Annotated in this window: 8 protein-coding genes and 1 pseudogene; 5 read left to right on the forward strand and 4 right to left on the reverse strand. The window is 44.2% G+C overall.

Annotated features, from left to right (window positions below; all coding sequences use genetic code 11):
* Nucleotides 1-122 precede the first annotated feature (122 nt).
* The 3 genes from AB4493_RS21880 to AB4493_RS21890 form a co-directional block, all read right to left on the reverse strand.
* The gene (locus tag AB4493_RS21880; protein WP_102321452.1) at nt 123-848 is read right to left on the reverse strand and encodes a GntR family transcriptional regulator; all 726 of its coding nucleotides are present in this window, start codon (nt 846-848) and stop codon (nt 123-125) included.
* 183 nt (nt 849-1,031) lie between these two features.
* A complete protein-coding gene (locus tag AB4493_RS21885; protein ID WP_198594332.1) occupies nt 1,032-2,657 on the reverse strand; it encodes a PTS fructose transporter subunit IIC in 1,626 nt (541 codons plus the stop codon).
* A gap of 239 nt (nt 2,658-2,896) precedes the next feature.
* On the reverse strand, nt 2,897-3,637 hold the full coding sequence (locus tag AB4493_RS21890) for a GntR family transcriptional regulator (RefSeq protein WP_241910602.1): 741 nt from the start codon (nt 3,635-3,637) through the stop codon (nt 2,897-2,899).
* Nucleotides 3,638-3,890: 253 nt separating this feature from the next.
* Between AB4493_RS21890 and AB4493_RS21895 the strand changes: the two are divergent.
* The 4 genes and pseudogenes from AB4493_RS21895 to manA all read left to right on the forward strand — a co-directional run.
* Nucleotides 3,891-4,388 (forward strand): annotated as a pseudogene (locus AB4493_RS21895) (fructose PTS transporter subunit IIA); the annotation flags it as partial.
* A gap of 118 nt (nt 4,389-4,506) precedes the next feature.
* Complete coding sequence (mngB, locus tag AB4493_RS21900; RefSeq protein WP_372083209.1) at nt 4,507-7,146, forward strand: mannosylglycerate hydrolase; 2,640 nt, start codon at nt 4,507-4,509, stop codon at nt 7,144-7,146.
* Between the two features lie 63 nt (nt 7,147-7,209).
* Entirely contained in the window at nt 7,210-8,358 is a 1,149-nt protein-coding gene (locus AB4493_RS21905) for a glycerate kinase (RefSeq protein ID WP_372121910.1), read from the forward strand.
* 1 nt (nt 8,359) lies between these two features.
* A complete protein-coding gene (manA, locus tag AB4493_RS21910; RefSeq protein WP_102321457.1) occupies nt 8,360-9,550 on the forward strand; it encodes a mannose-6-phosphate isomerase, class I in 1,191 nt (396 codons plus the stop codon).
* Nucleotides 9,551-10,196: 646 nt separating this feature from the next.
* On the opposite strand, the gene AB4493_RS21915 is transcribed toward manA, so the two are convergent.
* Nucleotides 10,197-11,039, reverse strand: coding sequence for a hypothetical protein (locus tag AB4493_RS21915; protein WP_017062424.1), 843 nt, complete (start codon nt 11,037-11,039; stop codon nt 10,197-10,199).
* 291 nt (nt 11,040-11,330) lie between these two features.
* On the opposite strand from AB4493_RS21915, the gene AB4493_RS21920 reads away from it, so the two are divergent.
* A complete protein-coding gene (locus AB4493_RS21920) occupies nt 11,331-12,884 on the forward strand; it encodes an amidohydrolase family protein (protein WP_017062426.1) in 1,554 nt (517 codons plus the stop codon).
* The last annotated feature ends 280 nt before the right edge of the window (nt 12,885-13,164 follow it).

A 13,164-nucleotide genomic window follows, 5' to 3' on the forward strand; every position in this document is an offset into this window, starting at 1 on the left:
ATTCCATACATCACGTTAGTGTTTTTACTCATAGCTATCTTGTTAAAGAAAGTTTGTCCTATAAATAGTAACCTGAATAGTCGATTCGAACATTCTACAAGTTTACTCAAAACGTCCACAGGTTAACGGGGAGATTTCCGTCTTTTTGCGACTAGAGTGAACTTATAGTCACTGGATTTAAAGTAGTTGCGACTATATTCGAATACAGTGTCATCGTGTAGGTAGCTGCGAGTGCGCTTCTCAATGATCGGGTCGGCAGGACTGATGCCTAGCAACTCAGCAACATCGTTAGCCGGGAGGATGGGCACGATTTCCTGCTCACTTCTATCTATCACCAGTTTTTTCTGCTTCTCGATATAATCGTATTTCGAGCCTTGCATCACTTGATAGGTTAGATCCGGGAACATGTCGACTGGCATCCATGTCTCTTCAACGGTGATTGGGTTGTCATCGACAAAACGAACGCGTTTTACGTAAAAAATTCGAGCGCCTTCGTTGATGTCTAAGTGCTCTGCTAGTGTTAACGAGGCAGATTGAATTTCAAAGGCAATTACATCGCTATGAGTTATCCCACCTAAATGAGCCCATTTTTCCGCAAAGCTACTTTGTTGGTAGATATCGTAGTTAACCTTATTCTCTTTAACGTAGGTGCCACTACCCTGAATGCTCTCTAGCTCTTCATTTTCGATCAGAAGTTTAAGCGCCTGACGAACGGTTACTCGGCTGGCAGAAAACTCTTCGCACAGTTGAGCTTCTGTTGGCAGCGCCTCACCTACCTTGTAAATCTTACTGCTGATTTTTTCTCGAATGGCGTCAGCTATTTTGCGATACAGGGGCAGTCTTGCCATGTAAACCTCGAAAACAATACAAAAGAGATAGGTGACAACGACTTGTGATCACCTCTAGAGGCTTAATGATACGAATTAAAGCACTGAATACAAGAAATGGTTGTTGAGTGAGTGAGCTGATAATACAAAAAAACTCCAAGCGGGGGAGGCTTGGAGTTTTGGAGCATACTAAGTGAGGGTGAGTTAAGCTTTCGTTTCAGCTAACTTCTTTTCTTTTTGGTTTCCTATTACTTTTAATCCGATGGTTAGTGCCATTGACACTGCAATACCGATGACGAAGTAAGTCAGCCAAGCAACAGGGTTACCGATGACAGGTAGCATGAACACTGCGCCGCCAGCTACGGTACCAATAGTAATCTTAGAAGAAAGAATTAATGCAGCCGCTACACCACCACCAATCATATGAGCAGGGATGATACGCATTGGATCTTTTACAGCGTAAGGGATAGCACCTTCAGTGATACCACAGAAACCTAAGATAGCGGTTGAAGGGCCTGCCAAGCGATCTTCTTCATCGAAGAAACGTTTGAATACGACAGACATAATGCCTAATGACATACCAGGGATACATTTCGCAGCAGTAAAGGCAGCGTAAAAGATTGATGCATCACCAGCGAAGTCACCACTTGTACCAACACCGATACAGAATAGGTAAGCCGCTTTGTTTACCGGGCCGCCCATATCGAAACAAGCCATAGCACCGAGGATGAAACCAAGAATCAGTAGGTTGTTTGTGCCCATTGAGGTTAGCCAGTCAACCAAACCACTGTTAAGCATCGCGAAGAACTTACCAGGGCCCGCATACATAAAGATTAGTGTTGCGATACCCGCTAGTAGAGGTGTGATGATAATCATCTTCACTGACTCTAGTACTTTCGGTACTTTGATCTGGCGGACAAGCATAACAAATAACGCTGCTGCTGCACCGGCTACTAAGCCACCTAGGAAGCCGCCGGTCATGATAGAGATCTTACCGAATCCACCACCAACAGCGACGAAACCACCGACGAAACCAGGAGCTAGACCAGGTTTACCGACCATACCGTAAGCTGTAAATGCTGCAAGCACACAGATTAACAGTGGGTTAAATGCTTTTAACGTGCCGTAGTATAGGAAATGAATAATGCCTTGAAACGAAGACTCAAACTGCGCTTTGGCTTCTGGCTGTGCAATAGCTGCATAAACTTCTTTCTTAATTGCACCGATTTCACTGTTTGCTAACCCTTCAGCGGCGTTAATTATGCCAAGGTCTGCGTATGTTTTGCCCGTGTATTCAACCAGTATCGCTTCATCATAAAGGTGGGTGTAATCGTAGCCGAAGAATAGATTTAGAAGACCTACACAAAGACCACCGATTATAACAAGAGGAATGATGTGAGATACGCCTGAAAGAGCGCCCTTGTACCAAAGTTTCAAGAAACTAACGATCATATTGTCGTTGCTCTCTTCCTTCTCGGCAAACTTGTTGGTCGTCGTGGCTGCTTTCGCATTTGAGCCACCCGCTTTGACCTTCTCTTCGAGTGCATCAAGCATTTCATCAGCGGCTTTGATACCATCTTTAACCTTACCTTGCACAGACGTTAGCCCCTCGAAGCGCTCAGCTTCAATTACGCCTACGTCAACAGCGTAGATAATGCCATCGGCCTGCGCGATATCTTGTGCGGTTAGTTTTCCATCTAGTCCATTCGCACCTTGCTTCTCGACCTTTATTTCCCAACCGCGCGCGGCTGCTTTCTTTTCTAAATTTTTAGCCGCCATGTAGGTGTGCGCTACACCGGCTGTACATGCTGTAATCGCTAAGATTTTCATCTGATGTTCCTTTGCGTCGTCTCTCGTCATTTGAGCGACAAATAGGTCACTCAATGATTATATCCTTACTTAATTTGTTTTAATCATCTGTGATGATTCTCACAAGTTGTATTATTTGTATTTAATTTGTTTTTATTGTTCTAAGTATAAAAGTAATACAAAAAATGCACTATGACTATATACCATTGAAATATAATACTAAATAGCTACGAGGCGACATTAAGTAATAAAACCCTTATTTAAATAGAATAGCTTGTATTCGCCCTTTGGCGCTTAGAGGTGAGGGTAAATTTATAGTTGTTGGTCGTGAAATAGTTTCGGCTATATTCGAAGATGGTGTCATTTTCTAGGTATCCGCGAGTACGCTTTTCTATAACAGGTTCTGTAGGATTGACTCCAAGCAATGTCGCCACGTCACTTGGTGGAAGGACAGGCATGATTTCTTGCTCACTTCTATCTATCACCATCTTCTTTTGCTTTTCGATGTAGTCATATTTCGACCCTTGCATCACTTGGTAACTGAGGTCTGGGAACATAGTCGTTGGCATCCAAGTCTCTTCAACCGTAATGGCGGTCTCGTCCAGGAAACGTACTCTCTTGATGTAGAAAATGCGCTCGCCTTCATTGATATCCAAGTGTTCGGCCAGCGTTAATGAGGCGGCTTGTACCTCGAAAGATAAGACGTCGCTGTGTGTTACTCCCTGCAAATGAGCCCATTTCTCAGCAAAGCTGCTCTGTTGGTAGATGTTGTAGTTTATTTTGCTCTCTTTTACATAGGTACCACTACCTTGAATACTTTCTAGCTCTTGTTGTTCGATTAGAAGTTTAAGCGCTTGGCGTATAGTTACGCGGCTGACAGAGAACTCTTCACGGAGTTGTGCTTCTGTCGGTAGTGCTTCACCAACCTTGTAAATACCGGTGCTAATCTTATCTCTAATGGCATCAGCGATTTGTCGGTACATGGGTAATCTTGTCGTCATATCCTAGCTAACCTCTTGCGTATTAACCTGTAGAACCACTCTAACAGGTCTTAGTGTGTGACCTTTGACTTGAATAATACGAATTCCACCCAGTTAAATAATGATAAAGAATACAAATATGGGCCCTTAACTCCAATTTAATACATATCGTGATATTTGTGAGATCTGCATCACGGCTTATTTGTATTTGATTGGTATTATTGTTGTCACATAAACAGATAACCCAAAAGAACGTGAACACGGGGCTAAAACTATGAACCTTACAACGCTTACCAACTCATCACTGATTAATCTACAAACGACGTTCGAAAGTCGTGACGCTGCAATTGAAGCACTCGCTGAACAACTCGACCAACAAGGCAAACTGCACGACAAAGAAGAGTATTTAAAAGCTGTGTTTGCCCGTGAAGAGCATGGTGCAACGGCGCTAGGCGAAGGCCTTGCTGTTCCACATGGCAAAACCGACGCAGTGAAAGAAGCAGCATTTGCAGTCGCAACCCTAAAACAAGATTTGAAATGGCAGGGCATTGATGAAGAAGAGGATGTAAATCTGATCTTTCTAATTGCTATTCCTAATGCTGAAGCGGGCTCTACACACATGCAACTGCTGACCGAGCTGACAAGTACTTTGATTGATGATGAAGTTCGTGAAGCGGTACTTAGCGCGACAACTGTAGAACAAATTTTTGCACTTCTTAGCGATGAGGAAGAACAAATTGAACAGGCAGCCGAAGAATCTGCACCAGTAGTTGAAGAGAAGAAAGGGTTGTTTGGTTCTATTGCTTCAAAGTTATTTGGATAACTCAGCGTTTACTCAAAAGCCATTACTCATTTAAGTCGCACAGCACAGTCTTTACAGGTACAAAACAATGACTAAATCACGCGTTCATATTACCCCACACATGCACTGGGATCGCGAATGGTACTTCACCACTGAAGAGTCTCGTATTCTTCTGGTGAACAACATGGAAGAGATCATGCAACGTCTGGAGAGCGATCCAGAATACAAATACTATGTACTTGATGGTCAGACCGCTGTCCTTGAAGACTACTTTGCCATCAAGCCAGAAAATAAAGAGCGTGTACGTGACCTAGTTCAGGCGGGCAAACTTATTGTTGGCCCTTGGTACTCTCAAACTGACACTATGCAGGTTGGTGGTGAGTCAATCGTTCGTAACATGTTGTACGGCCTACGCGATTGTCTAGAGTTAGGTGAGCCAATGAAAATTGGTTACTTGCCAGACTCGTTCTCAATGAGCTCACAGTTGCCGATGATCTATAACGGATTTGATATCGATACAGCGATGTTCTGGCGTGGTTGCTCTGAGCGTCACGGTACCAACAAAACTGAGTTCTTATGGCAATCTAATGATGGTTCAGAAGTAGCTGCACAAGTACTGCCTCTTGGATATGCGATTGGTAAGTACCTACCTCAAGATGAAGAAGGGCTGCGTGCTCGCCTAGACAAATACTTCCCGGTGTTAGAAAAACCGTCAGTGACCAAAGATATCCTGCTGCCGAATGGTCACGATCAGATGCCAATCCAAAAAGACATCTTTGAGGTGATGGACAAGCTACGTGAGGTTTACCCAGAACGTGAGTTTGTGATGAGCCGCTTTGAAGAGGTGTTCGACCGCATCAAGCAAGAACGCGATCAATTAGACACAGTAAAAGGCGAGTTTAACGACGGCAAATACATGCGTGTGCACCGTACAATTTCGTCAACTCGTATGGATATCAAGCTGATCCACGCTCAGGTAGAGAATAAGATCGTCAACATCCTAGAACCTCTTGCTTCTATCGCTTGGTCACTAGGTTTTGAATATCACCATGGCTTGATTGAGAAAATGTGGAAAGAGAGCATGAAGAACCATGCCCATGACTCTATTGGCTGCTGCTGTTCAGACAAGGTGCATGCGGAGATCCTTAACCGTTACATCCTAGCCGACGATATGGCGAGCAATCTGATCACCTTTTACAAGCGTAAAATTGTTGACCACATGCCAGCGCGTGAAGGCTGCGACAAGCTAGCTTTCTTTAACCTATCGCCATACGAACGTGAAGAGGTGATCAACACCACCATCACTATTCGTGCAGAGCAGTTCAACATCTTCGATGATAACGGCAACTCAGTTGAGTACTTCATCCAAGATCAGCGAGTGATCGACCCAGGCAAGATTGACCGCCAGATTGTCCACTACGGTAACTATGACCCGTTTATTGAGTACGATATTCAGATTAAACAATCTGTACCTGCGATGGGCTTTGCTACCTTGCATATTCAAGGCAATGAACAAGGTGCTCAGAAGATTGCCGAGCAGAAAGATTACCTGCTAGAGAATGAGTTCTACACCATCAAAGTGAACGACAATGGCACCCTAACCATCTTGGACAAAGAAACCGAGATGACATACGACCAAGTGCTAAAAATTGAAGATGGTTCAGACGATGGCGATGAGTACGACTATTCGCCATCTCGCAAAGAGTGGCTGCTTTACTCAGATGAGTTTAAAGTCGAAACCGATATTAAACATGAAGGATTCCAATCGGTTGCTAGCATCAAACTGCGAATGGATGTACCAGCTAATCTGCAAGAGCGTGAAGAGCGCACAGGACAAAACGGCTATGTAGATGTCGATTGTCAAGTGGTACTTAAAGCCGGTTCACGCCGCATTGAAGTCCGTATGGAGCTAGATAATCAAGCAGACGATCATCGAGTACGTGTGCTTATCCCAACGCCATTTGTCTCTGAAAATGTGGTGGCAGATAACCAGTTTGGCCTTATCACTCGACCAACTAACGACCCTGCAATGGAAGTATGGGAGCAAGAAAGCTGGAAAGAAGCGCCAGTGCCTGTGTACCAGCTGATGAACTTTGCTGCGGTTGAAAACCAGACAGGTGGACTGGCATTGATGACCAATGGTCTGCGTGAGTTTGAAGTCGTATCAAGCCAAGGCAATGAAGAACGCGATACCTTTGCTCTAACTCTACTGCGTGGGGTAGGAGTTCTAGGTAAAGAAGAGTTGTTGCTGCGTCCAGGACGTCCTTCAGGTATCAAGATCCCGACCCCAGACTCGCAAACTCGCGGCAAGTTGGTGTGTGAATTCAGCTTACTTGGTTTTGCTGGCAACCATATCGCGGCCAACGTTATGGCTAAAGCACGAGACTATGTAACGCCAATCGAGTGTTACAACAAGATCCCGTACAACGCAATGAAGCTAAACGTCGGTGAGCAAGACAAGCCGTTAACCTACTCGCTTCTTGCCAAAGAGCAGAAAGGAGCTGTTCTTAGTGTACTGAAGAAAGCGGAAGATGAAGATGCCTTAATTCTACGTGTCTACAACCCGGCTGAATCTGGACAGATTGAAGATGGTGTTACCTTCACTCAACCAGTGACTTCATGGCAAGAGACCAGCTTGGATGAGCGAGTACGTGATACCGAAGTCGCTAGCCAGAGCTTTGGTGCACTTAATGCGTGTCAGGCTAAATCATTCCAAGTGAAGTTTTAATCCTAGTTTTTAACCGTAGAAACCTCCGCTCTGATTCCAACTGGGCGGAGTTGGTGAACCGAGATGAAGATTGTAATTGCCCCCGATTCATTTAAAGAGTCTCTTAGTGCCAAGCAGGTATGCCAAAGCGTTGAAGCCGGTTTTGCACAAGTATTCCCAGAAGCGGAGTATGTGCATCTACCGCTGGCCGACGGCGGTGAGGGAACGGTCGATGTATTGATGCAAGGGTTAGATGGCATTGTGCAAACTACCCAAGTGATGAACCCACAAGGTGAGACCGTCGATGCACATTGGGCACTGCTTGATGACGGTAATACGGCATTGATAGAGATAGCTTCAGCATCGGGATTAGACCTAGTTTCGCCACAAGATCGCGATCCTGCCCTTGCAACTACCTATGGTACTGGTGAGTTGATCAAAGAGGCACTTGAGAAAGGTGTAAATAAAGTCCTGCTTGGTCTTGGAGGCAGCGCCACCAATGATGGTGGGGCTGGTATCGTCCAAGCATTGGGTGGCAAGTTGTTGGACGAGCAAGGCAATGAGATTGCCTTGGGTGGTACTGCTCTTTCTAACCTTTCTCGTATCGACTTAAGCAATATCCATCCTCGATGCCAACAGGTCGAGTTTGTGATCGCTTGTGATGTCAACAATCCATTAGTTGGTGAAAACGGCGCTAGCTATATCTTTGGTGCTCAAAAAGGGGCTTCCTCGGAACTGATTGATCAGCTTGATGACGCGTTGAATCATTTTGGAGAGGTCAGCAGCAATCTCACTGGAACAGATAACCGAACTACACTTGGCTTTGGCGCTGCTGGTGGCGCATCTCTTGGTTTATCACTGCTATTTGATATCCAAATCAAGCAAGGTATTGAGATGGTTTTAGACACCTTAAACGCAGACCAAGTGCTGCAGGGCACGGATCTGGTTATTACTGGCGAAGGCCAGATGGATAACCAAACCCTGCAAGGCAAGACCCCGTTTGGTATTGCTAAACGAGCCACGCTACAAGGTATTCCCGTGATTGGAATTGCAGGCTCATTGGGTAAAGAGATTGATGAACTCTACAACGTTGTCGATAGCACCTTTGGCACGGTTCGTTCACCACAACCACTAGAACAAGTTCTGACAGAGGCGGGCGATAATCTGACTCGCACTGCACGCAATATTGCCGCTACTTTGAAAGTCGGCGCACAGATTTTTGGAGAGAAGTAGTATGTCTCTATTTAAGCTTGATAACGTCATCCAAAACTATGCATGGGGTAGTAAAGACTCCATTCACAACCTATTTGGTATCAATAATCCAGAGCACAAGCCACAGGCAGAGATCTGGATGGGTGCTCACCCAAATGGCTGCTCTAGGCTCGATGGTACCGGAGAGCCTCTTGCTGAGGTAATTGAGCACAACAAGCAAGATATTCTTGGTGGCTACACCGCTGCACGTTTTGGGGAGTTGCCTTTCTTATTCAAAGTGCTTGCCGCAGAGATGCCACTCTCTATTCAGGTACACCCTAGTAAACATAAAGCGCAGCAAGGGTTTGAGCGAGAAAACCAACGAGGGATTCCGCTAGATGCCGCGCACAGAAACTATAAAGATTCCAACCATAAGCCTGAATTGGTTTACGCTTTAACCTTTTATAAAGCGATGAATGGATTTCGCCCAATTGCAGACATTATTACTTTGTTTAAAGAGGCCGACATTCCAAGTCTGGCGAAAGAAATTTCCGAGCTAGAAAAGCACGCAGATAGTGCAGCGCTAAAAGAGTTCTTTGCTGCGATTATGTCACTTGAAGGTGAACGTAAAAAGGTGGCACTGGCTGAACTTGGTGAGGCGCACAGACGTCCGGCTAAAACCATGATAGGGCGCGAGGCTCTGCAGTACAGTGCTGAGTTTAAGCGGCATTATCCTGGAGATATCGGCCTATTTTCTCCACTAATGCTTAATACTGTTGAATTAGCACCTGGCGAAGCAATGTTTTTGTACGCCGAAACCCCACATGCATATGTGCAGGGGACTGGTCTGGAGATAATGGCAAGTTCAGACAATGTCTTGCGCGCAGGGCTCACACCAAAACACATTGATGTAACTGAGTTAATAGATAACACCTCATTCGAACCGATTGAACCAGCGGAGATTCGGCTAAAACCAATATATAAAGAGAGTAATAAAGTGAGCTACCCGATCCCAGTTGATGACTTCTGCTTTGAAGTAATGACAGTCGAGATTACCAGCCAAGCACAGTTTGTTCGTAGCGCAGAAATACTGTTTTGTATTGAAGGTGAAGTTGCAATTTCAAGTCAAAATAATCACGTTGTGTTGAGAGCTGGTGAATCAGTATTCGTTAGCAGTAACTCAGTGAAATACGATTATCAAGGGCATGGGAGGATAGCCCGAGCATTCAATTAATTTTCATATGCTTGGAACCTTGATGTGGCCAAAGTAGACACTACTAATTAAACGGCTCCTGCAAACAATACTGAGTAATTGGCTGCCCGACGTGCTTTTTGTCTATTTTAAGACAAATCTCATTTAACTTACTTAAACTAATCCATTGCTCACTAAATTAGCAAATCGCGTAGCACACTTTTGTCCAGAAACTTCTCACGCACCATTTCGTAACTCAGAAATGCCCAGAACCTTCTTAAGGCTCAGAGATTCTGTGCGGAAAGGGATTAAAGTGAGTAACCGTGTATCGGGGGTCTTAGCCTGCATGGCTATTGCAGCACCGTTGGAAATACCTAACTGATGCCGTTGAAGAAGCTATTATACTTATGTTGAAATAGACTGAATTACTAGCTGGCGGTTGTAAGCAGGTTAAGTACGTTAGGATAAAGTATAGTTGCCTTAGCCTAAAAATTTATGCAGTAACTTATGAATTTGACACTTGGTTAAAAGTATTACCATAAGTATTACCGCTCTCTTTGCGAGTTTTTTTATGGATATATATCAGCATCTTAAATAAATAAGTCGGATTCCTCACTCACCGCCAAATTTAAGACCGCAGCAGTTCGCTGCGGTTTTTTTATGTCTAATTTTATCCTGCGACCTGTTATCACCAAGGAAGAGCAACAACAGGTGTGATGACCAGTCGAAGTTGATGCTCTATCCCAAACGCGTCAGGGCTTTCAATGTAGTTCCAGTATTGAAGACCAAACTTGATGGGTTTGCCACCAATGAGAGTCGTCTTAGCGAACCCAATACCAATAGGGAATGACAATTTATTTCCACTGCTCGCTTCGTGATTATAGCTCCAAGTTGGTTGCGCTTGAATTTGCCATCCATCGTCTAGATTCGCGGTATAGAAGTACTGTCCACCAGTAATACTCGCGTCGGCGTCATTGCTTCCGCCAGCGTTCCATTGATGGGTAATTAACGCCCCGATAACCCCCCAGCTTTGTACGTAGGCTAAGGCAAACTCTGGACCGAGTAAGAATTGATCGTTACCCAGTTCATCGCTTGTTGCGGTGGGCAGTGTACCCACTATCCCCCCCACGACAATCATGCCGCTCTCAAAGGTATGACCAACGGCCACATCAAAGCCGATATCACCGAGACCTGCATCTGAATTTTCAAATCTATCGCCCTTGTAATAGGGTTGGTCAAATATTAAAGGTATATTTGGTCTGATAAATAAGTTGGTTCGCTCTGCAATTGGCACAGGGAGAACAGGTTGAAAGCTCAAGCGATACCCGTTCTGACTGTTCGCTGAATTTAAGTCGCCTTGATAGTTCGTCCAATCCAAGTTAAAGGACATCGAGCCAAGCGTTGTGTTTGGGTTGGCTAGCTCTTTAGCTACCTCCTCTACATCTTGCCCCTCGTCGGCTAACACTACGATGGGAAGAGTGACAGCAAAGAAGAATATCGCGCTTAAACTTCGTAATTTAAGGTTTGGCATTTTTTTTCCCTGACGAAAACGTTGGTACATAAACGTTTAGCTATGAAGGATTATTTTGTCAAAGTTGCCTTTATAGAGAAGGGCAGCTCTGGAGCGGCAAAGTCAATAGTTGTGGGTGAGATGAGCGTAAAAGTGATTGTTTTTGAGTCACTTTCTCTTGTCACGTTAGATTTGTCTTATCATTGAGAAGAATGAGCAAAGATGAGGATCAGGTAGATAGCGTGAAATTATTGGTCTAAGATTTTTGACACGTAACACTTATAGTTCATCTCACACACACGGGATAAAATTATGAAACCACTAGAATCATTCATTAAAAAGGCTACGATCGTCGGCTTTGGCCTTATGTCACCACTTGTTATCGCCGCTAATTATGATGTTGTAATTTTGAACGGCAGAGTTATCGACCCTGAAACAAATTTCGATTCTGTTGCTAATGTCGGGATCAAAGATAATAAGATCACAGCAATAACGACCGATAGTATTTCTGGGGATAAAACTATTGACGCTACAGGTAAAGTTGTTGCCCCTGGATTCATCGACGTCCACGCTCATGGTCAAAACATTGGTGACTACAGAATGCAGGCGATGCAAGGCGTTACCACTATGCTGGAACTCGAATCTGGTGTTCTACCTATCAGTGACTGGTATGCAGGACAAGCTGAAAAAGGCTTACCATTAAACTATGGTGCAGCAGCTGGTTGGACTTACGCTCGTATTGCTACATTTAGTGAGACGGAACCCGAAGCGACCGTTGGCTATTTCCAAAAAGCTCAATCACGTAATGATTGGAAGATGGATATAGCAACACCTGAGCAAGAAAGTAAAATCATCAAGCTGATTGAGCAAGGCCTTGATGAAGGTGGCCTAGGTATCGGTATTAACGCTGGCTATGCACCGGGCCATGGTCAAAAAGAATATTATGCATTGGCTGAATTAGCCGCAGAAAGAGACGTAGCAACCTATACTCACGTTCGCTATGCCAGCAATGCCGAGCCACAAAGCTCGTTTGAAGCCGTTAAAGAATTAGTGGGCAATGCCGCTATCACTGGCGCTCATATGCACTTTTGTCATATTAACAGTACTTCATTAAAAGATATCGAAACCATCTTACCTATGGTCAATAAGGCTCAAGAACAAGGAATCAATGTTACTGTGGGCGCTTACCCTTGGGGCGCAGCAAGTACTGTCGTTGGCGCAGCCATGTTTTCTGGTGAAGGCTGGCGGGAACGTATGGGTTCAACCGCTGAAAACTTTCAGCTAGGTAAAGAACGTATGACAGAAGAACAGTTGAAAGACTACCAAGAAAATAAACCTGGTACTTTTATTGTCTGGCACTTCCTAGACGAGCAAAACCCTAAAGATCTTGCTCTATTAGACGCTTCGATTCTAAATCCTAATGTGTTGATTGAATCTGACGAAATGTTCTGGATGCATATGGACGAAGACGGCCACATTGAAAATTATGCAGGTGACGAGTGGCCATTACCAAAAGATCTATTCTCTCATCCTAGATCAAATGGCACCTTTGCTAAAGTACTCAGAGTCTATGTTCGTGAGCGCGGCTTGTTAACGATGACGGAAGCACTACGTAAAATGACACTGATGCCAGCTCAATTAATAGAAGATTTTGTCCCTCAAATGAAAAATAAAGGACGAATCCAAACCAATATGGACGCAGATATCGTGGTATTCGACCCAGAAACTATCGCTGATGTGGGCACCTACCAAGATCCTAACCACCCAGCCGTAGGCGTACATTGGCTATTGGTTAACGGCAAAATCGTTGTCAACAACACACAACTAGATACAGACGTTAAAGCAGGCGAAGCCATTCGACGTTAATTCACCTAATCAATGATAAATCAGACTATAGAAAGCGATACTCAGGTATCGCTTTTTTATCTCACCTCTTCGATAATTTCTTAAAGTGTCACATATAATACTTTTAAATGAATTTTCTAATTGAGGTAACATTTAGATAGATTTGCCAAAAATATTCGACATAAATCACGTTTTTATCATGTCATTGGGCGTAGTTTATTTATAAAAAGGTGCGTACAAAGGGCTTAACACTCCGTTTGATATAAATCCGTACCTATCTTTACTTCCAAACTTCCAAACT

It is taken from the genome of Vibrio sp. 10N.222.55.A1 (assembly GCF_041473835.1).
Classification (GTDB): domain Bacteria; phylum Pseudomonadota; class Gammaproteobacteria; order Enterobacterales; family Vibrionaceae; genus Vibrio; species Vibrio crassostreae_C.